We start from the raw sequence: 25,122 nt of genomic DNA, 5'->3' as shown, positions 1-25,122 counted from the left end.
TTTATAATTCTTTTTGTACGCAGGTAATTTTTTCTTTGAGGATTAATTTGATTTCACGCTGATCACTTAAGCTTTCTAACGACATTGTATCTGCGGTATGCTTTTTAATCAGGAAATTCTTTTCATATCGACCGATACGGTAACAGCCCGATATTTTTTGTTTGTAATTGGCATGCGTAAAGGTTGCGCCAACAAATAGTGTATCGCCTTTAACGGCATAAACACCCTTTGCATATTCTTTCCAAACGCCATTATGATAGCACGAATCTTCGTAAAGGTTTACTTTACTGTGTGTAACCATATCGATGTAAACAGAATCGCAACTAAACCGAAAATGGTGCTGGGTATAATTGCTTAATTTATTGCTAAAGGCAACCGAATCTTCGTTCCATACGCCCTGCATAAAATCTTCTCCCTTGCCCTGTATGTTAGGCCTAGGGCTACAGGCAATATAAAAAATAGATAATGCAAAAAGGATGATGTAAAAACCCTTTAAACCCGGCTGCAGTTTGTTCATTGTATGGTTAATCGATGCTTTTAGGAAATTGATTAGTAAAATCAGTATTCTTTTTAACTGTGTTGGTAACCAGTATTAAAAAACCGATGGCAAAGCAAAGACTGGCAATGAGATTAAAAATACCAATTACGGTATAATACTTAGAGATATCAGTGTAGGGTATATTTTTATAGCTCGTTAACATTGGCATAAAAAGATAAAGCACATTAATAACTAAACCCATTCCAGCCCCAATGGTCATTAAAATAGCTTCAACAACCGTTCTCTTTGATAAAAAATAGCAACATGCCCCAAGTACAATACATGGCGCAATGATCGATGTCATACTGATCATTGTAGCGAATATTGAATTCATATTACCAGTTGTTTTGATTAATGGTATTGATTAAAAAACTAATTTTTCAAAGTGACGTCATTCCCGCGCAGGCGGGAATCTTAATGCAATACGCATTAAGATTCCCAATCGAGTTGGGAATTACGATCCTCTAAATTATTTCAAACTGCCTACCATATCTTCCGGGCGTACCCACTCATCAAACTGTTCGTTGGTCAATAATCCCAGTTCTACAGCTGCTGCTTTTAAGGTTTTATTTTCTTTATGTGCTTTCTTTGCAATTTTAGCTGCGTTTTCGTAACCTACATGTGGATTTAAAGCCGTTACCAACATCAACGAATTTTGTAAATGTTTTTCAATTTCTGGTAAGTTGGCTGTAATTCCTTCAGCACATTTATCGTTGAAAGAAATACAGGCATCGCCAATTAAACGTGCTGATTGCAATACGTTGGCCGCAATTACCGGTTTAAATACATTAAGTTCAAAATGGCCGCTCATACCACCTACCGAAACGGCAACATCGTTACCAATTACCTGTGCACAAACCATGGTTAAAGCCTCTGGTTGTGTAGGATTTACTTTTCCGGGCATAATAGAAGAGCCTGGTTCGTTATCAGGAATTACAATTTCGCCAATGCCACAACGTGGACCAGAACTTAACATCCTAACATCATTTGCTACTTTCATTAAAGCAACCGCGGTACGTTTTAATGCGCCAGATAGTTCTACCATCGCATCGTGTGCTGCTAAAGCTTCAAATTTATTCGGGGCGGTTACAAATGGCAATCCTGTTAAATCGGCAATTTTCTTTGCCACTAAAACATCGTATCCTTTTGGTGTATTTAAACCAGTACCTACAGCGGTACCACCTAAAGCTAACTCAGCAACCATCACCAAAGCATTTTTAATTGCCCTGATGCTGTTATCAATCTGTTGTACATAACCCGAAAATTCCTGCCCCAGGGTAAGGGGAGTAGCATCCATAAAGTGAGTACGGCCAGTTTTAACAATAGAACTGAATTCTTCAACTTTTTTAGCTAATGTATTTCTAAGTTTCTCTAAACCGGGGATAGTGGTTTCTACCGTAAGTTTATATGCCGCAATATGCATTGCAGTTGGAAAGGTATCGTTTGATGACTGCGATTTATTTACATCATCATTAGGGTGAAGTACTTTTTTATCATCGGCCAGTGCACCACCATTAATTACATGCGCACGGTTGGCAATTACCTCGTTACCGTTCATGTTACTCTGTGTGCCAGAACCCGTTTGCCAGATTACCAATGGGAATTGATCATCAAGTTGACCGGCAACAATTTCATCACAGGCTTTGGCAATTAATTCAGCTTTTTCGGCCGATAATACGCCAAGTTCCGTATTGGCAAGTGCCGCAGCTTTTTTCAGGTATCCAAAAGCGTGGATAATTTCTTTTGGCATCGAACCTTCCGGCCCAATTTTGAAGTTATTGCGTGAGCGTTCGGTTTGTGCACCCCAGTATTTGTCGGCTGGTACCTGCACCTCGCCCATGGTATCGTGTTCTATTCTGAAACTCATTATATTTTTGATTTTTATTGTCGCAAATTTAGGTTTTTTGCCTTTTAAAGCGTTGAATTTATGTAAGATATTTGGTAGAAAGGAAAATATATAGTGAAAATGGCTGTAAACTTTAAATCTTTATTGCGGATAACCAAACTTTTATCCACGTTGGCTGCTTCTACCAATGAAATCATATTCATACCTTTACCGCAAATATGCAGGGATTAGTTATTAAGTCTACAGGGAGCTGGTATAGCGTTTTGGCCGATAATGGTGAACGTTACGACTGTCGTATTGTAGGGAAATTCAGAATTAAAGGACTTAAAACCACCAACCCGATTGCGGTTGGCGATAGGGTAAAATTTGACCTTGAAAAGGACAGTAACCAGGGCTTGATTAACGAGATGTTGCCCCGCAAAAACTACATCATCCGCAAATCAATTAACCTGAGTAAGCAGGCGCAAATACTTGCTGCGAACCTTGATATGGCCATGTTGGTGGTTACATTGGCCTCGCCACGCACTTCTTTAGGTTTTATCGATCGTTTTTTGGTAACAGCCGAAGCGTATGATGTGCCTGCCGTATTGGTATTTAATAAACTCGATCTGTTTAGTAAAGAGGGTTTAGAAATCCTTCAGGAATTTAAAAATATATACGAAAATATTGGTTATGCCTGCTATGAAGTTTCGGCTTTAAAAGGCATCAATATTCCGGTGATACAGGAGCTGATTACTGATAAAATTACCCTCATCTCCGGTCATTCGGGCGTGGGGAAATCAAGTTTGATTAATGCATTGTTGCCCGATCGCGATTTAAGAACAGGAGAGGTATCAGATTGGAGTGATAAAGGGCAGCATACCACCACTTTTGCCGAAATGTTCGAACTGCCTCAGGGTGGTTTTATTGTAGATTCGCCGGGAATTAGAGAACTCGGTGTTATTGATATTGAAAAAGAAGAGCTGGGGCATTTTTTTAGGGAAATTTTTAAAACCTCACACAGTTGCAGGTTTAACAATTGCAGGCATATTAACGAGCCTGGCTGCGCAGTTATGGCGGCAGTAAATGATGGCGAAATTGCAGTATCCAGATACGAAAGTTACCTGAGTATTTACCATGGAAACGATACTCGTCATTAACCCCCAGCCCCTAAAGGGGAGCTGCATGGTGAAGTGAAATTTGGAGAAATTGTAATAACTATTACTAAATAATATGGAGATTCCCCTTTAGGGGATTTAGGGGCTATGAAATTTAAACTTGGAGATTTTGTGCGTTTTGTTGATGAAAAACGTGAAGGTTATGTAACGAAGATTATCGATGCCCAAACTTTAGGTGTAACTGATGAGGATGGTTTCGAAATTCCTGTAGCGGTTAGTAATTTAACTTCGGTACATGGCCATGGTGTGGTAGCCGAAGAGGTTGATATGCCGAAACCCATCCAGGTAAATGTTCCCGGTATTAGTAAAATTGAAAATGGAATTTATGTTGCTGTAGCTACAGATGATAAAGCAGGTAATGTGGTGCATTTCCACCTGCAAAACCATTCGCCCAATATTTTATTAGTAAGTTTAACCACAGCGCGTAAAGAAAAATATGCGGGTGCCTTCCATGGGGTAGTAGAATCTTATGCATCTGCCTTGGTTTATTCGGCTTCTCTGGCTGATTTAGATCTTTGGCCGGAATTTAATTTCCAGTTTTTGGTTTTCAGTAAAGCCGATGTAAAACCTATTGACCCATTGGTGATTGCTAAAAAATTTAGGGCAAAAGATTTTAGTACCGAGCAAAAAGAATTGCCACAATTAAAAAATAAAGGCTGGTTAATCCGTTTGGATGATCTTGTGCCTGTAAACATCGATCCTCAGAAACTGAAAGAAAGCTTTTTTAAATCAACAGAAGAGAAAAGAACGGTTGCCGCCCCACAAAAAGAAATCGATCTGCATATCGAAAAACTGAGAGATGATCATCATTTTTTAGAAACTGATGAAATGCTGCAGATCCAGATTAATTATTTTCAAACGGCTATGGATGCTGCGGTTGTGCATCATTTCGATAAAATTGTTTTTATCCATGGTTCAGGAAATGGTACTTTGAGGGATAAAATTCATAAACTGATCAGTAAAAATCCACATGTGAAAACATATATGGATGCACGGAAAGAAAAGTTTGGCTACGGGGCTACGGAGGTAGTTTTTAAATAAAATATCATCCTGAGCCTGGCGGCAGATCATCAATTAATTTATTTATTTAATCATTTGGGCGTTCCCCAATCCCGTTAGAACGGAAAAGGGGCGGGCTTTTCAGGGCTGCGCTTCGCTGCGGTACCGATGAAAACCTGTGAAACAAGCAAGCATACCGTAATTAAATAAAAACAGATGCTTAATCGGTACCAACCCTTCCAATCCCTAAGGCAAAACCCGGCGTAGAAAAAATGTTAAGGGAATGTGCTGCTATATTCACGTGAGTTTTGGGGTTTGATTTCGTCATTGCGAACTGAAGAAGGGACTTTGCGTAGGCGTGAAGCAATCTTTTTTAATAATAAATTACATGATAGATTGCTTCGTCGTTACTCCTCAGCATTGCCGATCTTCTTTTTGGATTCTATCTACGGTAGCCTGTCGAAAGACTCAGCGATAACCTTCTAAAATCTGCGGGATAAATTTACGTCATGGTTCGTGTTCTCACACACCATTTGTTTGCAAAAATTTAAAAGCTAAAACCCCAATTCCAAAACCACTACAATCGCATTATTACTTAGGGCTTTCAATTCAACCTGCTCAATATCCCAGAGCGCTAAACCATCTCTGGCGTGCATTAAGCGGCCTTCAATTTCGAAAGTACCCTCAATAATAAAAGCAAAAAAATTGTTATCCGCCTTTTGAATTTTATAAACTGCTGCTTCGCGTTCGGCAAAAATACCTGCGCTTAATTTAAAGGGTAATTTCTGGTTGTCGATAATTTTGATCAGTTGATTCGGACTCTTTTCAAAATCAAAACCAAAAAGCATTTCACTTGTACGCATTAAAAACATGTCGGTTTTAATCCCAAACTGCATGTAATTAATGGTATCGTTCTGGTAAGGATTGCTAATTTCCAACACTTCACCTTTACCCATATTCAAAACCTGTATCTGGCCGGTTTCTAAAGCGAATTCTTTTCCGTTGGCAACAATATCAATGCCGCCGGTAATGGGCATAAATAGCTGAAGCGAATCTTCTTTACATAGAAAAAACGTAACCTTGCCACCAACAATCGATTCGTCATTGCATATAAACAGGTTGCCAAAAGCTTCTTTATATTCGTTAAAATATTTTTCGAAATTAAAGGTATTGTAACTTCTTAAAACTGAACTTTCGGTTAATCCGCGCTGATCTGCCAAAAATATTTTTCCAGGTGTAAGTTCCATCGTTTAATATGTATGTTTTATAGCATGTATACTCACAAAAGGTTGAATCTGAAAAAGATTTGTAAAAACCTCAGCTTCATTTGCTTCTTTAAATTGCGATACTAAAAGCAGGTTATCAACGGTATCATGCCAAAGAAGTGGTTTAGAAAAAAAGTTGATCGCTATTTTATGTTTTTCCAGGTCGTTGATATCTGAGTTGATCAATTCGAACTTAAAGTTTTCAAAAGTTAGAAACCGACGGCCTAAATTGTCCATTATATCCGGTATAATGCCATTTAACTGGCGTAAATATCCGGTAATGGCTGCGCTTACCAAAAAGTGCAGTTTTTCTGCCTCAGGAGTATTGATCAACATTTCGGCAAAAGTGGTAAAACGTTGTTCCTGATTGTAAAATTGAGCCTGCATCTTAAACTCTGCAAAACTATCTTCATGCACAAACTTATCCCAGGCACTGGTGTTGGTGGTATCAATTATTTTTCGGTAGCAGAGCGTAATTACTTTTTTCAACATGCCATAAAATTAAAAAAGACGGTAAGAATTCCTAATGTCTTTTTAAAAAATAAAACAATATTATAAAAAGCGGGGGCGTCATTATAAAAAGCAGGGGCATCATTATAAAAAGCGGGGGCGTCATTATAAAAAGCGGGGGCATCAATATAAAAAGCGGGGGCATCATTATAAAAAGCGGGGGCGTCATTATAAAAAGCCAATTCAGCAAAATAGAATCAAGGGGCGATAAAAGAAATACAGGATTAAAAAATGAGGTACGATTTTTGGGATGATGTAATTTCATTTTATAAAAATTAAAACTAGCTTTGCCGCTATTAATGAAACACCTTGTAACCATATCACTTGTATTTTTTAGCTTAACACATTTGGCGAAAGCCGAACGCGTTGAAGGGCTTAGAATATTAAATGAATATTGTCATGAGCATAACATTAGTATCAATGCAGCTGGTAAGGCCTCGGTTCAGCTTAACGAAGCGCGCAATCCTTACCTGTTATCCTACACTAAACTGGCTTTAATTGGCACACAAGCGCAATTAAAAGTTGCAAAGTACGTAAGTGTAAATCAGGTAATTGCCGATTTAACCATCAGAAAAAAACCGAAGAACAACAGCCCTTAGTTCCTTTTGTTATAAGAATCTTTTAAAAGATTTTAAGCCCCCAATGATAGCAATAACTGCCAAACTGACTTAATACAGACAATGGCTTGGTTGTTGTAACACACCATTTTTTTATAAATACGATTTAAAATATTATAATGTTAGGATTTTTAGCGAAGGTTTTCGGAAGTAAATCAGAAAGAGATATAAAGGCTATCCAGCCATTGGTTGTTAAAATTAACGAACACTACAGTAAACTATCTGCACTAAGCAATGATGAGTTACGTGGTAAAACCATAGAATTTAAAGAAAGGATTTCTACTTTCTTAACCGATATAGACGGAAAAATTTCAGCCCTAAAAGCTGATGCAGAAAACGAAGATTTAGATCTTCATCAAAAAACAGCAATTTATGATCAGGTTGATGCTTTAGGTAAAGACCGCGATACAGAATTGGAGAAAGTACTTTTAGAAATTCTTCCTGAAGCTTTTGCTGTTGTAAAAGAAACTTCACGCCGTTTAAGCGAAAACGACTATTTAGAAGTTACCGCAACCCAGTTTGACAGAGATTATGCTGCAAGAAAAAACAATGTTAAAATTGTTGGCGATAAAGCACACTGGGCCAATAAATGGGATGCCGCAGGAACTGAAGTGGCCTGGAACATGGTACACTATGATGTGCAGTTAATTGGTGGTATTGTTTTACACAGTGGTAAAATTGCCGAAATGGCTACCGGTGAGGGTAAAACATTAGTGAGTACTTTGCCTGCATATTTAAATGCCCTGGCCGGGCAAGGCGTACACATTGTAACTGTGAACGATTACCTTGCAAGAAGGGATAGTGAGTGGAACGGGCCGTTGTTCGAATTCCATGGCTTAACTGTTGATTGTATTGATAAGCATGAGCCAAACTCCGAAGAAAGAAGAAGAGCTTATGCCGCAGATATTACCTACGGTACCAATAACGAATTTGGCTTTGATTACCTGCGTGACAATATGTCGCAAACGCCAGATCAACTGGTACAACGCAAGCAGCACTTTGCAATGGTGGATGAGGTCGATTCAGTTTTAATTGATGATGCCCGTACACCTTTAATTATTTCGGGCCCGATTCCCCGTGGTGATGAGCATGAATTTTATGAGTTAAAACCACGTATTGAGCGTTTGGTTAATGCACAGAAAGCTTATGTTACACAAGCGTTAAACGAAGCTAAAAAATTAATTAACGCTGGTAATAGCGGAACCGAAGAGGGCGAAGGTGGCTTAGCCTTATTGCGTGCTTACCGTGGTTTACCAAAAAACAAAGCTTTAATTAAGTTTTTAAGTGAAAGCGGTGTTCGTGGTTTGTTGTTGAAAACAGAAAACCACTATATGGCCGATCAATCCAAGAATATGCCTAAGGTAGATTCTGAGTTGTACTTCTATATAGATGAAAAAAATAACCAGGTTGAATTAACTGAAAAAGGTATCGAACTGATTACCCAATCGGGAGAAGATCCTCACTTTTTCGTATTGCCTGATGTTGGTACTGAAGTAGCCGAGTTAGAGAAATCTGATTTGCCATTGGAAGAAAAAGTAATTGAGAAAGATGCTTTAATGCGCGATTATTCTGTTAAGGCGGAACGCATCCACTCGGTAAACCAATTGTTAAAAGCCTATACATTATTCGAAATTGATGTAGAATATATCATCGATGAAGGCAAAATTAAGATTGTTGATGAGCAAACCGGCCGTATTATGGATGGCCGTCGTTACTCTGATGGTTTACACCAGGCAATTGAGGCCAAAGAGAATGTTAAGGTTGAAGATGCTACCCAAACTTATGCAACTGTAACCCTGCAAAATTATTTCCGTATGTACCACAAGCTTTGCGGTATGACGGGTACAGCAACGACAGAAGCAGGCGAGTTTTGGTCGATCTATAAATTAGACGTTGTAGAAATACCAACAAACAGGAACATTTCAAGAATAGATGAACAGGATTATGTTTACCGTACCGTTCGCGAAAAATACAACGCTGTTGCTGCAGAGATCCAGTACCTTGTTTTTCCATATTCTCATTACGAAACAGAATACGAAACCGATAAAGAAGGTAATGTAAAGCAAAAAGATGGCAAACCAGTTGTTAAATATGATCAAACTGGCAGAGCCGTACCAAAACTTGATGCCAAAGGTGCATTAATTCCTGCGGTTAATCCTGAAACAGGTCAACTGGAGCCAAAAGCTGGCCGTCCGGTATTGGTAGGTACAACTTCTGTAGAAATTTCAGAATTGTTAAGCCGCATGCTTAAACTTCGTGGCATTAAACACAACGTTTTAAATGCTAAAATGCACCAGAGAGAGGCTGATATTGTTGCAGAAGCCGGGCAGGCAGGAACTGTAACCATTGCAACCAACATGGCTGGTCGTGGTACCGATATTAAATTGGGAGCAGGTGTTAAAGAAGCTGGCGGTTTAGCCATCGTTGGTACTGAGCGTCACGAATCCCGTCGTGTAGACAGGCAGTTACGTGGTCGTGCCGGTCGCCAGGGCGATCCAGGTTCATCTCAGTTCTTTGTTTCGTTGGAAGATAACCTGATGCGTTTATTTGGTTCAGAGCGTATCTCGAGCATTATGGTGCGTATGGGTATTGAAGATGGTGAGGTAATTCAGCACTCAATGATTACCAAATCTATAGAGCGTGCACAGAAGAAAGTAGAAGAAAACAACTTTGGTATCCGTAAACGTTTATTGGAGTACGATGATGTAATGAACTCGCAACGTACTGTAATTTATGCTAAACGTAAAAACGCTTTGTTTGGCGAACGTTTAGATGTAGATATGAACAATATGGTTTTCGATGTTGCAGAAGATATCGTAAGCGAATATAAACAGGAAGGAAATTATGATGGTTTCAAACTGGAGGTGATTAAGAACTTCTCTTTAGATACCGCCATTACCGAAAAAGAATTTACTTCAACCAGTACTCCTCAGTTAACTGAAAAATTGTTTGATGAAGCTGAAGCATTTTATGCACGTAAATCAGAAGCAATTATTCAACAGTCATTACCGGTTTTAACCCAGGTTTATCAAGAACGTGGTGAGCATATTGAGCAGATTGTAGTTCCGTTTACCGATGGTATCCGCGGTATTCAAGTGGCGGTTGATTTGAAGAAAGCAATCGAAAATAAGGGAAAAGAAGTGGTTCGTTCGTTCGAAAAAACCATTGTTCTGGCCTTAATTGATGATAGCTGGAAAGAGCATTTACGCGAAATGGACGATTTAAAGCAATCTGTACAAAATGCAGTTTACGAGCAAAAAGATCCATTGGTAATTTATAAAATGGAAGCTTTTAACTTATTTAAAAACATGCTTAATGCGGTAAATAAAGAAGTGGTAAGTTTCTTATATAAAGGTGGTATCCCGGTTCAGCAAGAGCCAGATGAAGTTAGAGAAGCACCAGCTCCGGTAAAACAACCAAAGTTGCAAACTACTAAACAAGAGTTTGGCAGAGAGGAGCCAGGTATTGAGTTTGGCGATACACGTGAGGCTGTTCCACAACAGCCCATCCGTAAAGAAGCTACAGTTGGTAGAAATGAACCTTGCCCGTGTGGTAGTGGTAAAAAGTATAAAAACTGCCACGGCGCAAACTTATAGCCGGAATAAATATTTCACATAAAGCCTCAACATATCGTTGGGGCTTTTTTTATAACGCTGGTTTTTAAAACGAATCTGCCTTATTTATTGAGAGGAGGAGAAAACCTGAAAATTTTTAGGAAACAAGATCTTCTACTGATGACCCAAATAAGGGATTAAAATCTATGAATTCTCCGTGCTTTTCTCTGTTTCCGTGGCAAACTGATCTGTGTAGATGTATGGTTAAAATCCTTCGGCTACGCTACCATTGATAGATCTGTTAAGAAAGGTCGTCATTGTTGAGGTATAAAGAAATCACAAACCGAAAAAACTAACCCGCATAATATCAATTTGCTTAACCCATAAAGAATGCAGATTTTGGATTAAGCTGACTGGTTTTTGTATTTAAATTAGTATTTTTGAGTATGAGAACTGTAACAGTGGATATTTTAAACGATAAAGCATTAGATCTTTTAAAAGATTTGGAATTGCTTAAAGTTATTCGCTTAAGAAAAGATTCTAAGACTCAGGATCTCTCTGGTAACGATCTGATCACAAAATATAAGGGCTCGATGCAAAAACAGCCAATTTCAGATGTTGATGAACAATTAAATAGTATACGAAACGAGTGGGAATAAGTTATCTTTGGGATACCAATACTGTAATCTATTTTCTGCAAAGGCAATTTGCACCAACAGCTGAAAAGTTTATTGACAATATAATATCTACTAACCAGCCTGCCATTTCTGCGATCACTGAGATTGAACTTCTTTGCTGGAAAACTGCTACTGAAAACGATTTACTCATATTAAGAAACTTTATTAAGGATTCTTATGTGTATGAACTAAGCCAGGAAATTAAAAATCAAACTGTAGAGGTACGCAAATATTATAACCTGAAATTGCCCGATGCAATAATTGCTGCAACAGCTATTGTAAACAACCTTACTCTTATTACACGAAATTTTAAAGACTTTGATAGGCTTTCCAGTTTAAAGGTTACCAATCCATTCGACAGATAATATTTCGTTCGGATAATATCAATTTGCTTAACCCATAAAGAATGCCGATTTTTGCAACGATTTCGGCATTCTTGTTGTTAAGAAGATATGAGATGATATTTTACTCATCTGCTCATAAATGCTCAGGTTTTTACACATGAAAAAAATATTAACTTTTATCTGTTTTTTGTTTCTTTTTAATACTGCTTTTGCACAAAAAGGAGAAGTAACGGTAATAAAAGACCCTTTAATTGATAGTTTAATAGCCAAACGTATTGCTGTTTATAAAAGCTCAGGAGAAGTAAAACCAGGCAAACCCATCGTTTCTGCCTATGGTTATAGGGTGCAGATTTTTTATGGCTCTGACCGGCGTGAGGTTTTTAACCAACAGGCAAGGTTTAAAGGGCTTTATCCACAATTAAATACATACCTTACTTATAAAGAACCAAATTACTATGTTCGGGTAGGCGATTTTAGGAGTCGATTGGAGGCTCAGCGACTAATTAACGAACTTAGACCAACTTTTCCCACTCTTTTTATTTTCAGGGAAAAAATTAACGCACCAAGTTTAGATACCACAACAAACAATGATCAAAAATAAAATACAAGAACTGGCCGGCAACATTTTTAATGAAGTTGTAGGCTTCCGTCAACATATTCATGCCAATCCCGAATTATCTTTTAAAGAATTCGAAACCTCACTATTCATCAAGGATAAATTAAAAAAATGGGGAATAGAATACACCGATTGCGCCAATACAGGTGTTGTGGGTTTAATTAAAGGAAATCTCCCATCTGATAAAGTAATTGCTTTGCGTGCCGATATGGATGCTTTACCCATCCATGAAGCGAACGATAAACCTTACCGTTCTAAAAACCATGGTGTAATGCACGCTTGTGGCCATGATGTACATACATCTTCACTTTTAGGTACTGCGAATATCTTAAATCAAATGAAAGATGATTTCGGTGGTACAATCAAACTGATTTTTCAACCAGCAGAAGAATTATTGCCCGGTGGTGCCAGTATTATGATTAAAGAAGGTGTGCTCGAAAATCCAAAACCTAATTATATTGTTGGCCAGCATGTAATGCCAATGATTGATGCTGGTAAAGTGGGTTTCCGATCGGGAATTTATATGGCCTCTACCGACGAATTGTATGTAACCGTAACCGGAAAAGGCGGTCATGGTGCGCAGCCTCACCAAAATATCGATCCTGTTGTAATTGCATCACATATTATTATCGCGTTACAGCAAATTGTAAGTCGCAATGCAGATCCGCGCTTGCCTTCAGTTTTATCATTTGGTAAAGTAATCGCTAATGGCGCAACCAATATTATTCCTAATGAGGTTAAAATCGAAGGAACATTCAGAACTTTGGATGAAAACTGGAGAGATGAAGCGCATAAACGCATGAAAAAAATGGCCGAAGGAATGGCAGAAAGCATGGGTGGAAGCTGTGATTTCGATATCCATAGGGGATATCCATTTTTAATCAATGAAGAAAAATTAACTGCCAATGCAAGGGCTTTTGCCGAAGATTTTTTAGGTAAAGAAAACGTAGTGGATTTGGATATCTGGATGGCAGCCGAAGATTTTTCTTTCTATTCTCAGGTAACAGATGCCTGTTTTTATCGTTTAGGTACTGGTAATGCAGCTAAAGATACTCAATATTCGGTACATACGCCAAGATTTGATGTAGATGAAGATGCTTTAAAAATATCAACAGGACTGATGGCTTATATCGCTTTGAAACAATTAGGAAATTAAGGGTGAAACGGTATAAAAAAACCATTCGCACTCACCATTTAACATCCCTAAATTTCAGGCAAAAACCATTTACTTATTCACCTTCGATGAAAAAATACTTTTTTCTTTTACTGTTAGCGTCAATCTCTTACAAAGGTTTTGCCCAGGAAATAAACCGTTTTAATCCGGATACGATCAAAACCATTACACTCGATTCTACAGTAAACATTAAGGCCGAAAAGTTGAATGTAGAAACCTTTATTAAAAGAGTGATGTACGATACTTCTTTTTATCAATCGTTTAGGGATATGAAACGTTATAGCTTCATTGCCGAAAACAGAATTTATAGCTATGATAAGAAGAATAAAGTTGACGGAAAGGTTTACCGTAAAATAAAACACAACAACAGTGGCCCTTATAAAATGGAGTACCTGGTTAAACAAGACACGGGTAAAATTTACAAGAAAAACGGAAAATACCAATTGTATACCGTAGAAATGTTCGATTACATTTTTATGAATGCTTACAATACCGATTTTGTACCCAATGCACCGCAACCGGATGGCAAAGGTGGAACAAACGAAAGTTATAAAGACAAGCTGAAAACATTAATTTTTAATCCTGGCAGACCGATAAAAGTTCCTTTTATTGGGAGTAAAACCGAAATTTTTTCAGCCAATATGCGCCAGTATTACGATTATGGTTTTACAAGTGGCACCTATCTGGATTCTATCCCGGTATACCGTTTTAAAGTTTCGGTAAAACCGGATTTAAGTAGCTGGACGAAAGATGGCATTATGATTAAAGAACTGGTAACCATTTTTGATAAGCGGAATTTCAATATTTTGGGCCGTTATGTTGATATGAAATACAGCAACATGCTGTTCGATTTCGATGTGCAGATGAATATCGAAATGGGCTATTTTGGGGATGATAAGCTGCCAACTAAAATTACCTACCAGGGCAACTGGGATTACCCTTTCAAAAAAGAAGAACGGGCAAGTTTTTTAATCGTGCATAAAGATTACAAACTCGAAAAAGGAAAATAAAGAGTGATTTTCTCCTATGTGTATTAAGCTGCATTTAATACCCATAGAGCCTTCTCCCTGAACCAAACCTTCGCGAGCTCACTGAAGGTAATTCATTTTAGGCACTGTTTGCATGATAGCTGGCTGCCCGGCAGTAGCTACCAGACAATTTAAAACACGCTATTTAGTTGTAAAATAAATTCAGCATAACGATGGCGTTGAGATGAGGAGATAAAAATTAATCTTCATGAATAAATATTATTCGAACGCAGCTTATTATCTTTAACCGATTATTAAAACTGATACAAATGCAACTTTTTTCCTTATTAAAATTCAAAATATCGCTTGCTATTTTACTGTTTTTAGGTATCCAGGTGCAAGCCCAGGTACTTACCTCCAAACAGATCGATAGTGTTGTAGAAAAAACATTAACTACTTTTAACGTACCTGGAATTGCAGTTTCTGTTATCAAAGATGGTAAAATCATTCACCTCAAAGGTTACGGGGTAAGTTCTATCAAAACCAATAAAAAGGTAGATGAAAATACCCTTTTCGGCGTGGCCTCAAATACAAAAGCTTTTACCGCGGCTGCCTTGGGTATGTTGGTTGATGAAAAGAAAATTACCTGGGATACAAAAGTAACAGATGTAATACCGGAATTTAAAATGTATGATGCCTATGTTACCAGCGAATTTACCATTCGCGATCTGCTTACACACCGCAGTGGTTTAGGTTTAGGTGCAGGTGATTTAATGATCTGGCCAGATTCTTCAACAGTTAATAAGAAACAGTTAACCCATAACCTCCGTTATTTAAAGCCCGTTTCATCTTTCCGCACAAAATATGATTACGACAACCTTATGTATATTGTTGCAGGTGATGTGGTGGCAAGGGTTTCGGGTAGTACTTATGAGGATTTTATAGAAAGCAGAATTATTAAGCCTCTCGGCATGACAAAAACTGCAGCCTCTTGGTACCGCTTAAAAGATAAATCGAATGTAATTGATGGCCATGCACCGTACCAGGGTAAATTGCTTCCGGTAGGCCTTAGTTTTGGCGAAATTGCCAATGCAGCAGGAGGCATTTATTCTAACGTTACCGATATGAGCAAATGGGTAACAGCAATGATTAACGGTGGTAAATACGGAGAAACATTAGATAAGAAATTATTCAGTGCTGCTGTAGCCAAAGAGCTTTGGACCCCTCAAACCATCATAGCAGGTGGTAATCCGGCCGCTTTTAGCAGCTATGGTTTAGGCTGGTTTTTGAGTAACGTTAATGGTAATTTTCAGGCAACGCATACTGGTGGTTTATCGGGTATTGTAACTCAGGTAACCATTTTGCCAGAAATGAAATTGGGGATTATCGTATTAACCAATCAACAATCTGGTGCTGCATTTAACGCCATCACAAATTCAATTAAAGATGGTTATTTAGGCATTAAAGCACAGGATAGAATTAAAACCTATAACGATAACCGGTTAAGGAATGAAAAACAGGCTGATGAAATGGTGAGCAAAGTTTGGAATGATATTGCCGCACAACAAAAACTATCTACCTCTAAACCTGATGCTAAAAATTACTACGGCACTTTCCACGATGCCTGGTTTGGCGATGTTACCATTAGTGAAGTAAATGGTAAAATGCATTTCAAGGCTAAAAATGCTCCAAAATTAAAAGGCGACATGACTTACTATAAAGGAAATACCTACATCGTAAAATGGTACGATAGAAGTTTGGATGCAGATGCTTTTGTTAATTTCAGTTTAGATAACAATGCCATAGCAAATGGATTTAAAATAGAAGCAATTTCGCCACTAACCGATTTTAGTTTCGATTTCCAAGACCTGGATTTTAAAAAGACCGACAATAAATAACCCTAACCAATTATAAAAAGATGAAAACACTATTAAAAACAAGTATTTTACTAAGCTTTTGCCTAATTGCATTAACCTCAATGACATTTAAACCAAAACGGATTATCTTTTTCGGCGATTCGATTACCCAGCAAGGAGTTTCAAAAAAAGGATATGTAACCCTGATCAAACAAGCGTTAGATTCTACTAAATACAATGTAACTGGTGCAGGGATAGGCGGTAACAAAGTATACGATTTATACCTCCGTTTAGAAGATGATGTGTTGAATAAAAAACCTGATTTAGTGGTAATTTATGTGGGTATTAATGATGTTTGGCACAAGCAATCTTCTCATACAGGAACTGATTACGATAAATATTTAAAGTTTTACCAGGCGTTGATCAATAAAATTCAGGGCGTAGGAAGCAAAGTAGTATTGGTAACACCTTCTGTAGTAGGAGAGAAAAAAGATGGTACAAATGAATTGGATGCCGATTTAAATAAATATGCTGCCGGGATTAGAGAACTGGCTGCAAAAAACAATCTTCCGGTATGCGATTTAAGAAAGATTTTTACAGAATACGAAGCAAAAAATAATCCTGAAGATAAAGAAAAAGGTGTTTTAACCGTTGATAGGGTACACTTAAACGAAACTGGCAATAAATTGGTTGCCGATGAGTTATTGCCTTTAGTGAAGTAGAACATTTTAAACCGCAAAGCGCGCAAAGTATTTCGCAAAGAACACAAAGAAACTTTTCTCTGTGTTCTTTGTGTTTTTTTTCTCTGTTATCTTTGTGGTAAAAAAGAAGAGGAAAGCGCTGTGCGTATATGATAAACCGCGAAACGATAGATAAGATAATGGATACCGCCCGTATTGAGGAGGTAGTAGGGGATTTTGTGCACTTAAAAAAACGCGGAACCAGTTTAATTGGCAATTGCCCTTTCCATGGCGAAAAAACACCATCCTTTCACGTATCCGTAACCAAAGGCATTTACAAATGTTTTGGTTGTGGCAAAGGTGGAGATTCAGTGCGCTTTATAATGGATCATGAAAAATATTCATATCCGGAAGCACTTAAGTTTTTAGCCAATAAATACAATATTGAAGTTGAGGAAGCTGAATTAAGTCCTCAGGATGCCGAAGCACAAAGTGCCAAAGAAAGTCTTTACGTTGTTTCACAATACGCAGCTGCATTTTTTGTGAAACAACTTTGGGAAACAGAAGAAGGCAAAGGCATTGGCCTCAGCTATTTTAAAGAGCGTGGCTTTAGAGAAGACATCCTAAAGAAATTCGAGGTAGGTTACTCACCCGATGTTTGGGATGCCATGACGCAAAGCGCGATCAACGCAGGCCATAAATTAGAATTTTTAGAAGCTACCGGATTATCAATTAAAAACGATAACGGCAAAATTTACGATCGCTTCCGTGGCCGTGTGATGTTCCCAATCCACAACTTTACGGGTAGGATTATCGGTTTTGGAGGTAGAACTTTAAAAACCGATAAAAATGTTCCGAAATATGTAAACTCTCCGGAAAGTGAAATTTACCATAAATCGAATGTGCTTTATGGTTTATTCCATGCTAAAAAAGCCATTCGCGATTTAGATAACTGTTACCTGGCAGAAGGTTACGCCGATGTGCTTTCCGTTCATCAGGCCGGCATAGAAAACGTGGTAGCATCTTCGGGTACTTCGTTAACAGTAGAGCAGATTAAACTGATCGGGCGTTTTACACAGAACATTACCATTTTATTCGATGGTGATGCTGCAGGTATTAAAGCCTCACTCCGTGGTTTGGATATGATTTTGGAAGAAGGCCTTAACGTGAAAATCGTTTCCTTCCCCGATGGTCACGATCCGGATTCTTATATGCACCATGTGGGAGCAGGAGCTTTTAAAACCTATCTTGAGCAGAACAGAAAAGACTTTATTTTATACAAAGCCAATGTACTACTAAAAGACGCTGGTAACGATCCCATTAAACGTGCTGGTATTATCCGTGATATTGTAGAAAGTATTGCGAAAATTCCCGATCCTATTAAAGCATCTGTTTTTATCCGTGAGTGTAGCAGTTTGCTCGAAATTGATGAACACATTCTATTAAGTGAGCTCAATAAAATGCGTTCGGCTAAGCTTAAAAAAAGTTTTGATAACAACCAGCGATCAAATTCTTCTGCAAGTTCAAAGCCATATTCTTCAGGTCCGCCCGAGCCGCTTGGTCCGCCAGATGATTTATGGGATGATAGCGCAGGCCCGATGGGGCAAGAGCCACCTGTAGAGGAAAACGAGCATCAGGAAAAAGAAATTGTGAGGTTATTACTGGCTTTCGGACACGAGTTTGTAAATTGGGATAAGATTGATGACATGTACATCGGTTCTTTTATTATGCAGAATCTGAGCGACGTAGAATTCGACGATCCGCTGTGTAAAAGAATTATTGATTACTATAAATCAGAAATCGACAATGGACGTTTGCCTACTTCCAACCATTTTGTAAAACACGAAGATAGAGACATTGCCGATCTCGCCATCACATTATCGACTTCAGAATATGCCTTAAGTGAAAATTGGTTAAACAAGCATCTCATTTATGTAAAAGATGAATCAATGAATTTAAAAGCTACGATTTTAGGCGGCATTTTTCACCTTAAAAAACGAAAAGTCGAAAAAATATTGATGAATCTGTTGAAGGAAATTAAAGATGAAAAAAATGAGGACAATCAAATGATTTTGATGCAGCGTTACGGGGTGATTAAGGGCGTCGAAAGAGAAATTTCGAAGTTTTTGGGTTCTGTGATTGTAAAATAAATTAGAGTTGATTATCATTTAATAGAAATGATCGCTTAGTTTTATAGATAACATAACTTCATGTATTAAATAATAGTATCGTTATCTTGAATTTATTTTAGGGTCTTTATAGCAGGAAGATGCTGACCACGAAGTAGCTATTAGACCTTTAAAACAATAAAAACTGCTAATAAAATAAATTCAGCATGACGATCAATTTAAGTTAAGAAACTAGTATCATTTCTATAGAAATTTTTAATCTAAATCCAGTTTTAATCATTTATGGCATTACACAATGATTTAGGGAAAGAGGGAGAACGAATTGCCAAGCAATATTTGGAAGTTGAAGGTTATGAAATTTTAGATGAAAACTGGACGCACGGAAAAGCCGAAGTTGACCTGATTGTATATAAAAACGGAATCATGATCTTTGTGGAAGTAAAAACCCGAAGTTCTGTAGCTTTTGGCGATCCGGAAGAATTTGTACAAAAAGCGAAGCAAATTCAGATGGAATTGGCTGCGAATGCCTATATTGAAATCATGAATCATCAAAATGATGTCCGTTTTGACATTATTGCGATTACATTTATAAAAAATAAAAATTATAATTTAAAACATATTGAAGATGCGTTTTGGCCTGAAGATTAACCCAATCAAAAATTTCTTATTTATCGGAATTGCACTTGCCTTCGTAAGTTCTTGTAAAGACAGTTCTACCACAACCTACAGAAGCTTTGTTTCACCTATGACGGGCCTTAATGTGGCATCAGGTAATGAATTTGATGTTAAAGTACAATTTGGAGCCGAGCAAAAGGTAGATTCTGTTGTTTATTTAATCGATACCGTTAAAGTACTTTCGAAAACTGATACTTCAGCCATTAAACTAAAAACTGCAGGTTTAAAATTAGGAAATCACTTAATCACAGCAAAAATATTCGGCGAAGGAAAATCAGAAGATTTAACCTCAAACATTAATGTTTTAGCTGCTCAGGCACCTTCTGAATACAGTTATAAGGTAATTAAAACCTTGCCTCACGATACAGCTTCTTATGTAGAAGGCCTTGAATATCATGACGGATTTTTTTATGAAAGTGCAGGAGATTACGGCCATTCGAGCTTACGTAAAGTAGAACCTTCTACCGGGAAAATCTTACAGAAAGCAGATTTAGATAAACAATATTTTGGCGAAGGAATAACGGTAATCGGCAATAAGATTATTCAGTTAACTTACCGTGAAAAAGTTGGTTTCGTTTACGATAAGACAACTTTTAAAAAACTGTCTGAATTTTCTTATACCACTGGCAGAGAAGGTTGGGGTTTGGCTTTCGATGGACAAAAAGTATACAATACTGATGGTTCGAACACAATATTTTTTCTGGATAAAGATTCTTATCAGAAAATTGGATCAATTGATGTTTTCGACAATAAAGGTGCCATTCAAAACTTGAACGAATTGGAAATTATTGATGGCAAAATTTATGCAAACGTATATACAACAAACGAAATTCTGATTATCAATCCGGAAACAGGTGCTGTAGAAAGCAAAATTGATCTATCAGGATTGTTGCCCGCCGATTACTTTAAAACTGAAGATGAAAAAGCGAATAATGTTTTAAACGGCATTGCTTATGATAAAGCAACCAAAAGACTTTTCGTGGCAGGTAAAAAGTGGCCACATATTTTTCAAATTGAGTTGGTGAAGAAGTAAGTGAAATCGTCATTGCGAGAAAGGCTTTTTCAGCCTACGAAGCAATCTTTATAGCAGGGCTCGCCAGCATGAAAGATTGCTTCGTCGTTCCTTCTCAGCAATGACGATTTACATATTAATCCTTTTTCTTCGGTTCGTCTAAATAGCCGTTAAAAATAATCGGCTGTTTATTAAAGCTACTTGCTGTTAATGAAGCATAACCATTGGTAGAAATATTGATGGTAAAGCGATAGTTTTCTCTTTTTACATCCTTGGTGTTGATCTGGATGGTATAAGATCCTTTTTTATTTTTCGATTCTGTGTAGGTAAAATCTTTTGAAGTAAATTTAATCCCTCCCTGGCTCGGATCTATCGGCGAAGTATAAGATCTTCCGTAATAAGGTAAATATGCCACAACACTATCTTTAGTCACCCGTACATCGTATTGTGATCCCGATAGGTTAATAGTTGCTCCCCCTTGTCCGCCAGGCATCATCGTTAATATTTTGCTAATATCGTTATTAGACATCGGCATGGCTGAGTTGGCAATAAAAGTATAATTTTTGTCGGCTACAATTCTGACTGTAGTTTCTTTATTGGTTTGGGCAAAAGATTGAAATCCAAGCAAGAGAAAGGCAAGGCTCAATATTAAATTTAAACGTTTCATAATGTGTGTTTTAAATGTGTAACAATTTAAAGATGCACAAACTTGAAAGATTCCATAATGGTGCCAAAAATGGAATGTAACGTAAATTTAACGAATTTACTCCTGATATAAAGGGTTGGTCTTATCCGAATGACTGGATTTGTACAAAGGATTACTTTTCTCTGTTGAAGTAGCACCAAGAGCGGTGAATTTATAGGTTCCCGCAGAAAGATTATTAAGTTCTATTTCGCCATTTTCGTTAGTGATTACCGTAATCAAACTGCCACCCGGATTTTTACCACCTTTCACAATTATCCCCCCAATTGGCGAACCCGCTACCCTTGAGTTTGGGTTAGTGGAAGGAACAGTGATGATCAATTTGTAATTTCCTGAAGTTTCATTGTTAAATTCTATTTCCCCGTTTTGATTGGTAACCAGGTTTATTGTATTCCCTCCGGCATTTTTACCACCTTTAACCACAATACCACCTATGGGTTGCCCAGCTGCAAAACTTACCTCTCCGGTTATTACATCCAGTTTGCCTTTGATGGATTTCATGATGCATGGAAAATGCGATTCAGGGTAATTTAATTTGCAATAATCACAGTAATGCCCTTCAGGTGTAGCTGTTTTTAATTGTTGTGTATTTGTTTCTTTAATATCTGAAGTTTGCGTGGTTGATCTTTTAACCTGAGCCAGAAGAGTAAGTGAAATAGATAGCAGAAATACCGCTACAGGAGCTCCTTTTTTCATAAAATTTGATTAGAAAGATAAAATTAATCAAAAAATATGGATTTGCCAGTTTCGGCCTTATTTACAGGTTAGCTGCTTTTCTATTATTTCTTTTTGAAGCTTTCGCCAATGGATTAAAGGATAATGCAAGGTTTACCCAAAAATCGAGTTCATCATTGCGAACCAACACATCTTCCAATACCGAAATGTAGCCTTTCATTGGTCTATCGCCCATAACCATCTGCTGCCAGCCATCTTTATCAGATAAATTTTCTAAAATATTGGGATCAAGCCTCACCATCATACTTTCTTTAGAAACACCAATGCACATTTTGCCGTTCACCATAAAAACCAATCCACTGAACATCTCTTTTTCTTCAACATCTGGAATATGCATTAAACGTTCGGCAACACGCAGGGCGAGGGTTTCGTTGTATTTCATGATTTACGATTAGTTTTTACTTTTGTTTGTCCCGTATTTAATCCCAGCAGCATAAAAATATTTTCTGATCAGATCATACTTCTCGGTGCAAAACTCTCCGGATTTTATTTTTTCTGAACTTTCTTCTCTTCGACGGCATTCAAAACAAATCTCAATATATTCTGCGATCAATCCCTTCTCATCTAAAAATACAATTGCATTTCTGGGATTATAACAACTGTATCCCTCATCTGCTATACGTAATCCTTTATAGCTCTTGGTAGACTTATAGCCAAAATTATATAAAATGTCGGTTAGCTTATCAATCTCGAAGGTTGATAAAATCTTCTTTTCTTTAATTCTCGTTTGATCTAGTTTTTGTTTTTTTGTTAGTAACGGCAGATCAACTTCTTTCTTGTCCGGAGCGTTAACTAATGGCTTATCTGTATCATAAATGACAATATCAGTACTTGCTTCTGGCAGTTCGAAGGAAATCAATACGATCTTTTTGTATTCATTGAAAGGGAAAAATCTTAATCGCGCTTCAGGTGCATAAATGTTTCTGTAAATACAAACCATTCGTTTTTCTAAAACATCACCAATTTCTTTCGAAGGTGGTTCTATTATCTCATATTTTTTCTTTTGTGCAAAACCTACAAGGCAAATTAAAGCAAAAAGGAAAGTGAGTTTAGTAGTGTACATTGGCATTGTTTATCCTTAAAATTAATGTTTAAAAGATGTTGAACAAAATAATTTTCTTAGTATCTCTATTTCAGTAAATTTGCAACATGTTGTTAAACTGCTATCAGGAAGAATTATTAGAGGCCGGGTGTGATGAAGCTGGAAGAGGTTGCCTTGCAGGGCCTGTTTTTGCAGCTGCGGTAATTTTACCAAAAGGCTTTGTGTTGGAAGGATTAAATGATTCGAAACAATTATCTCATGAGCAGAGAGACGTGTTACGGCCAATTATTGAAAAAGAAGCTCTGGCCTGGGCTGTGGCCTCATGCGATCACGAAGAAATTGACCAGATTAATATTCTAAATGCTTCATTTCTGGCTATGCACAGGGCGATAGAAAAATTGCATACCCAACCAAAATACCTGGTAATAGATGGCAACCGTTTTAAAACCTATCCCCAAATTCCACATAGCTGTATTGTTAAAGGCGATGGCAAATATTTAAATATCGCTGCGGCATCTATATTGGCCAAAACACATAGGGATGAATATATGACTAATCTGCATATTGATTATCCCCATTACAATTGGCAGCAGAATAAAGGATACCCAACAATAGCACACCGCAGAGCCGTGATAGAAATCGGCTTATCGCCTTTTCACCGCAAAACTTTTAACGTGAGCGATCCCCAATTGGAACTGTTTTCAAAAAACGCCTAAATTTTCGTATTTTCACAACATTGTGAAAATTCTGTTGATTACTAAGCGGGTTCCCTTTCCGCCAAATAGTGGTTATCCCATTGTGGTTTACAATACCATAAAAGGCTTACTGCAACTTGGTGCGGATATTACTTTGTTTAGCCTTAACCCAACAAAAGGAAAAATAGATATGGAAGATATCTATGATCCTATTTTTGAACAGATTAAATACCATACCTACGATTTAGATACCGAAGTAAACGTATGGTCGGCATTTTTTAATATTTTCACTAACGAATCTTATAATGTTTCCAGGTATTACAGCGAAGATGCCGCCCGTCAGTTAGAAAATCTCCTGCGCGAAAATGCATTTGATATTATCCAGTTTGAAGGTCTTTTTGTTGTTCCCTATTTAGATGTAGTAAAGGCAAATAGCAATGCGAAGTTAATTTACCGTGCGCATAATATCGAATTTACACTTTGGGAGCGACTTTCACATTCAGAAAAGTTTCTAATACGCCGAAAGTACCTCGCCTTTTTGGCACAAAGGTTAAAAGCTTACGAAACTGATCAAATTAACCGTTTTCACCAAATTTTTGCCATTTCTGAGCCCGACCGCCAAAGTATACTGATGTTTGGCTGCGAAGTGCCCATGACAGTTTTTCCTGTTGCCATCGATTTAGAAAAATACAAAGTAGATAAAAGTAAAACCAGTTTTCCAACACTTTTTCATCTGGGTGCTATGGATTGGCGTCCGAATCAGGAAGGTTTAGAATGGTTTTTGGATGATATATGGCCCGATATAGAGAAATTAAATAAAGATCTCCGCTTTTATATCGCAGGGAAAAATATGCAAAAACATTTCTTCGAATACGATTCCGAAAACCTTATTGTAGAAGGAGAGGTGTTTGATGCCGTAGAATTTATGAACTCAAAAGCCATTATGATTGTCCCTTTAATTTCAGGAACCGGCATGCGGGTAAAAATTATTGAAGGTATGGCTATGAAAAAATGCATTATTGCTACCACTACAGCGGCAGAGGGTATTAATTGCAGGCATGGACATGATATTTTGATTGCAGATTCTGCAGATGAATTTTACCGGTCAATATTACAGTGTATCATCAATCCAAAACGCTGGATGGAAATTGGTGAAAATGCACGAAAAACGGTAGAAAACGACCACGGTGTTCATTTAATCTCCAGTAAAATGCTAAAGATTTACGAAGAATTGGTGAGCGCATAGCTATAATAAGAGTTTACAACTTTTCTATGCATTTAGAAAGAAAAGTTGTCAACTCTGGAAATTTCGTAAAATAGATGCTGAAAC

25 protein-coding genes are annotated in these 25,122 nt (G+C 37.5%); 16 read left to right on the top strand and 9 right to left on the bottom strand.

Features of this window, described 5'->3' with window-relative positions:
• Window position 1: 1 nt before the first annotated feature.
• The 3 genes from ASE74_RS11210 to fumC form a co-directional block, all read right to left on the bottom strand.
• Window positions 2-517 carry a hypothetical protein gene (locus ASE74_RS11210; protein ID WP_055908666.1) on the bottom strand — a complete coding sequence of 172 codons (516 nt, stop codon included), beginning with the start codon at window positions 515-517 and terminating at the stop codon, window positions 2-4.
• A gap of 7 nt (window positions 518-524) precedes the next feature.
• The gene (locus tag ASE74_RS11205; protein WP_157255404.1) at window positions 525-872 is read right to left on the bottom strand and encodes a hypothetical protein; all 348 of its coding nucleotides are present in this window, start codon (window positions 870-872) and stop codon (window positions 525-527) included.
• Window positions 873-1,007: 135 nt separating this feature from the next.
• Window positions 1,008-2,405 (bottom strand): class II fumarate hydratase, encoded by a 1,398-nt coding sequence (gene fumC / locus ASE74_RS11200; protein WP_055908661.1) that lies wholly within the window; start codon window positions 2,403-2,405, stop codon window positions 1,008-1,010.
• A 197-nt stretch (window positions 2,406-2,602) separates the two neighbouring features.
• Between fumC and rsgA the strand changes: the two genes are divergently transcribed.
• On the top strand, window positions 2,603-3,523 hold the full coding sequence (gene rsgA, locus ASE74_RS11195; RefSeq protein ID WP_055908658.1) for a ribosome small subunit-dependent GTPase A: 921 nt from the start codon (window positions 2,603-2,605) through the stop codon (window positions 3,521-3,523).
• Between the two features lie 105 nt (window positions 3,524-3,628).
• Complete coding sequence (locus ASE74_RS11190) at window positions 3,629-4,582, top strand: Smr/MutS family protein (protein ID WP_055908655.1); 954 nt, start codon at window positions 3,629-3,631, stop codon at window positions 4,580-4,582.
• 512 nt (window positions 4,583-5,094) lie between these two features.
• Here the strand turns inward: ASE74_RS11190 and ASE74_RS11185 are convergent.
• On the bottom strand, window positions 5,095-5,787 hold the full coding sequence (locus ASE74_RS11185; RefSeq protein WP_055908652.1) for a hypothetical protein: 693 nt from the start codon (window positions 5,785-5,787) through the stop codon (window positions 5,095-5,097).
• 3 nt (window positions 5,788-5,790) lie between these two features.
• Window positions 5,791-6,297 carry a hypothetical protein gene (locus tag ASE74_RS11180; protein WP_055908650.1) on the bottom strand — a complete coding sequence of 169 codons (507 nt, stop codon included), beginning with the start codon at window positions 6,295-6,297 and terminating at the stop codon, window positions 5,791-5,793.
• 317 nt (window positions 6,298-6,614) lie between these two features.
• Between ASE74_RS11180 and ASE74_RS11170 the strand changes: the two genes are divergently transcribed.
• From ASE74_RS11170 to ASE74_RS11115, 12 genes are all read left to right on the top strand, one after another.
• On the top strand, window positions 6,615-6,914 hold the full coding sequence (locus tag ASE74_RS11170; protein ID WP_055908644.1) for a hypothetical protein: 300 nt from the start codon (window positions 6,615-6,617) through the stop codon (window positions 6,912-6,914).
• Window positions 6,915-7,051: 137 nt separating this feature from the next.
• Window positions 7,052-10,528, top strand: coding sequence for a preprotein translocase subunit SecA (locus ASE74_RS11165; RefSeq protein ID WP_055908640.1), 3,477 nt, complete (start codon window positions 7,052-7,054; stop codon window positions 10,526-10,528).
• A 404-nt stretch (window positions 10,529-10,932) separates the two neighbouring features.
• Window positions 10,933-11,145, top strand: coding sequence for a hypothetical protein (locus ASE74_RS11160; RefSeq protein WP_055908637.1), 213 nt, complete (start codon window positions 10,933-10,935; stop codon window positions 11,143-11,145).
• A complete protein-coding gene (locus tag ASE74_RS11155) occupies window positions 11,136-11,528 on the top strand; it encodes a type II toxin-antitoxin system VapC family toxin (RefSeq protein WP_055908634.1) in 393 nt (130 codons plus the stop codon). The genes ASE74_RS11160 and ASE74_RS11155 overlap by 10 nt, the downstream gene beginning before the upstream one ends.
• A gap of 136 nt (window positions 11,529-11,664) precedes the next feature.
• On the top strand, window positions 11,665-12,108 hold the full coding sequence (locus tag ASE74_RS11150) for an SPOR domain-containing protein (RefSeq protein WP_055908632.1): 444 nt from the start codon (window positions 11,665-11,667) through the stop codon (window positions 12,106-12,108).
• Window positions 12,095-13,279, top strand: coding sequence for a M20 family metallopeptidase (locus ASE74_RS11145; protein WP_055908629.1), 1,185 nt, complete (start codon window positions 12,095-12,097; stop codon window positions 13,277-13,279). Before ASE74_RS11150 ends, ASE74_RS11145 begins: the two co-directional genes overlap by 14 nt.
• A gap of 86 nt (window positions 13,280-13,365) precedes the next feature.
• Complete coding sequence (locus tag ASE74_RS11140; protein ID WP_055908628.1) at window positions 13,366-14,307, top strand: hypothetical protein; 942 nt, start codon at window positions 13,366-13,368, stop codon at window positions 14,305-14,307.
• A gap of 287 nt (window positions 14,308-14,594) precedes the next feature.
• Window positions 14,595-16,163: a serine hydrolase gene (locus ASE74_RS11135; protein WP_055908625.1), complete on the top strand. Its 1,569-nt coding sequence runs from the start codon at window positions 14,595-14,597 to the stop codon at window positions 16,161-16,163.
• Between the two features lie 20 nt (window positions 16,164-16,183).
• A complete protein-coding gene (locus ASE74_RS11130) occupies window positions 16,184-16,843 on the top strand; it encodes an SGNH/GDSL hydrolase family protein (RefSeq protein WP_055908622.1) in 660 nt (219 codons plus the stop codon).
• Between the two features lie 128 nt (window positions 16,844-16,971).
• A complete protein-coding gene (dnaG, locus tag ASE74_RS11125; RefSeq protein WP_055908619.1) occupies window positions 16,972-18,951 on the top strand; it encodes a DNA primase in 1,980 nt (659 codons plus the stop codon).
• 261 nt (window positions 18,952-19,212) lie between these two features.
• Entirely contained in the window at window positions 19,213-19,578 is a 366-nt protein-coding gene (locus tag ASE74_RS11120) for a YraN family protein (RefSeq protein WP_055908615.1), read from the top strand.
• Complete coding sequence (locus tag ASE74_RS11115) at window positions 19,556-20,638, top strand: glutaminyl-peptide cyclotransferase (RefSeq protein ID WP_055908612.1); 1,083 nt, start codon at window positions 19,556-19,558, stop codon at window positions 20,636-20,638. Before ASE74_RS11120 ends, ASE74_RS11115 begins: the two co-directional genes overlap by 23 nt.
• A 115-nt stretch (window positions 20,639-20,753) precedes the next feature.
• Here ASE74_RS11115 and ASE74_RS11110 read toward each other — a convergent pair whose 3' ends face one another.
• From ASE74_RS11110 to ASE74_RS11095, 4 genes are all read right to left on the bottom strand, one after another.
• The gene (locus ASE74_RS11110) at window positions 20,754-21,284 is read right to left on the bottom strand and encodes a DUF4251 domain-containing protein (protein ID WP_055908609.1); all 531 of its coding nucleotides are present in this window, start codon (window positions 21,282-21,284) and stop codon (window positions 20,754-20,756) included.
• A 96-nt stretch (window positions 21,285-21,380) separates the two neighbouring features.
• Entirely contained in the window at window positions 21,381-22,016 is a 636-nt protein-coding gene (locus tag ASE74_RS11105) for a carboxypeptidase regulatory-like domain-containing protein (protein ID WP_055908606.1), read from the bottom strand.
• A gap of 61 nt (window positions 22,017-22,077) precedes the next feature.
• A complete protein-coding gene (locus ASE74_RS11100; protein ID WP_055908603.1) occupies window positions 22,078-22,437 on the bottom strand; it encodes a TfoX/Sxy family protein in 360 nt (119 codons plus the stop codon).
• A 9-nt stretch (window positions 22,438-22,446) separates the two neighbouring features.
• A complete protein-coding gene (locus tag ASE74_RS11095) occupies window positions 22,447-23,118 on the bottom strand; it encodes a hypothetical protein (protein ID WP_157255403.1) in 672 nt (223 codons plus the stop codon).
• Window positions 23,119-23,204: 86 nt separating this feature from the next.
• On the opposite strand from ASE74_RS11095, the gene ASE74_RS11090 reads away from it, so the two are divergent.
• Together ASE74_RS11090 and ASE74_RS11085 are read left to right on the top strand one after the other, a co-directional pair.
• Complete coding sequence (locus ASE74_RS11090) at window positions 23,205-23,813, top strand: ribonuclease HII (RefSeq protein WP_055908596.1); 609 nt, start codon at window positions 23,205-23,207, stop codon at window positions 23,811-23,813.
• 22 nt (window positions 23,814-23,835) lie between these two features.
• Window positions 23,836-25,038: a glycosyltransferase family 4 protein gene (locus ASE74_RS11085; RefSeq protein WP_055908593.1), complete on the top strand. Its 1,203-nt coding sequence runs from the start codon at window positions 23,836-23,838 to the stop codon at window positions 25,036-25,038.
• The last annotated feature ends 84 nt before the right edge of the window (window positions 25,039-25,122 follow it).

Origin of the sequence: Pedobacter sp. Leaf216 (genome assembly GCF_001421515.1) — a bacterium.
GTDB lineage: Bacteria > Bacteroidota > Bacteroidia > Sphingobacteriales > Sphingobacteriaceae > Pedobacter.
This window is presented reverse-complemented; position numbering and strand designations above follow the sequence as displayed.

Bases quoted from the DNA above. Each gene is read 5' to 3' on its own strand.
- ASE74_RS11210 (WP_055908666.1), bottom strand. From the start codon at position 517: ATGAACAAACTGCAGCCGGGTTTAAAGGGTTTTTACATCATCCTTTTT.
- ASE74_RS11205 (WP_157255404.1), bottom strand. From the start codon at position 872: ATGAATTCAATATTCGCTACAATGATCAGTATGACATCGATCATTGCG.
- fumC (WP_055908661.1), bottom strand. From the start codon at position 2,405: ATGAGTTTCAGAATAGAACACGATACCATGGGCGAGGTGCAGGTACCA.
- rsgA (WP_055908658.1), top strand. From the start codon at position 2,603: ATGCAGGGATTAGTTATTAAGTCTACAGGGAGCTGGTATAGCGTTTTG.
- ASE74_RS11190 (WP_055908655.1), top strand. From the start codon at position 3,629: ATGAAATTTAAACTTGGAGATTTTGTGCGTTTTGTTGATGAAAAACGT.
- ASE74_RS11185 (WP_055908652.1), bottom strand. From the start codon at position 5,787: ATGGAACTTACACCTGGAAAAATATTTTTGGCAGATCAGCGCGGATTA.
- ASE74_RS11180 (WP_055908650.1), bottom strand. From the start codon at position 6,297: ATGTTGAAAAAAGTAATTACGCTCTGCTACCGAAAAATAATTGATACC.
- ASE74_RS11170 (WP_055908644.1), top strand. From the start codon at position 6,615: ATGAAACACCTTGTAACCATATCACTTGTATTTTTTAGCTTAACACAT.
- ASE74_RS11165 (WP_055908640.1), top strand. From the start codon at position 7,052: ATGTTAGGATTTTTAGCGAAGGTTTTCGGAAGTAAATCAGAAAGAGAT.
- ASE74_RS11160 (WP_055908637.1), top strand. From the start codon at position 10,933: ATGAGAACTGTAACAGTGGATATTTTAAACGATAAAGCATTAGATCTT.
- ASE74_RS11150 (WP_055908632.1), top strand. From the start codon at position 11,665: ATGAAAAAAATATTAACTTTTATCTGTTTTTTGTTTCTTTTTAATACT.
- ASE74_RS11145 (WP_055908629.1), top strand. From the start codon at position 12,095: ATGATCAAAAATAAAATACAAGAACTGGCCGGCAACATTTTTAATGAA.
- ASE74_RS11140 (WP_055908628.1), top strand. From the start codon at position 13,366: ATGAAAAAATACTTTTTTCTTTTACTGTTAGCGTCAATCTCTTACAAA.
- ASE74_RS11135 (WP_055908625.1), top strand. From the start codon at position 14,595: ATGCAACTTTTTTCCTTATTAAAATTCAAAATATCGCTTGCTATTTTA.
- ASE74_RS11130 (WP_055908622.1), top strand. From the start codon at position 16,184: ATGAAAACACTATTAAAAACAAGTATTTTACTAAGCTTTTGCCTAATT.
- dnaG (WP_055908619.1), top strand. From the start codon at position 16,972: ATGATAAACCGCGAAACGATAGATAAGATAATGGATACCGCCCGTATT.
- ASE74_RS11120 (WP_055908615.1), top strand. From the start codon at position 19,213: ATGGCATTACACAATGATTTAGGGAAAGAGGGAGAACGAATTGCCAAG.
- ASE74_RS11115 (WP_055908612.1), top strand. From the start codon at position 19,556: ATGCGTTTTGGCCTGAAGATTAACCCAATCAAAAATTTCTTATTTATC.
- ASE74_RS11110 (WP_055908609.1), bottom strand. From the start codon at position 21,284: ATGAAACGTTTAAATTTAATATTGAGCCTTGCCTTTCTCTTGCTTGGA.
- ASE74_RS11105 (WP_055908606.1), bottom strand. From the start codon at position 22,016: ATGAAAAAAGGAGCTCCTGTAGCGGTATTTCTGCTATCTATTTCACTT.
- ASE74_RS11100 (WP_055908603.1), bottom strand. From the start codon at position 22,437: ATGAAATACAACGAAACCCTCGCCCTGCGTGTTGCCGAACGTTTAATG.
- ASE74_RS11095 (WP_157255403.1), bottom strand. From the start codon at position 23,118: ATGTACACTACTAAACTCACTTTCCTTTTTGCTTTAATTTGCCTTGTA.
- ASE74_RS11090 (WP_055908596.1), top strand. From the start codon at position 23,205: ATGTTGTTAAACTGCTATCAGGAAGAATTATTAGAGGCCGGGTGTGAT.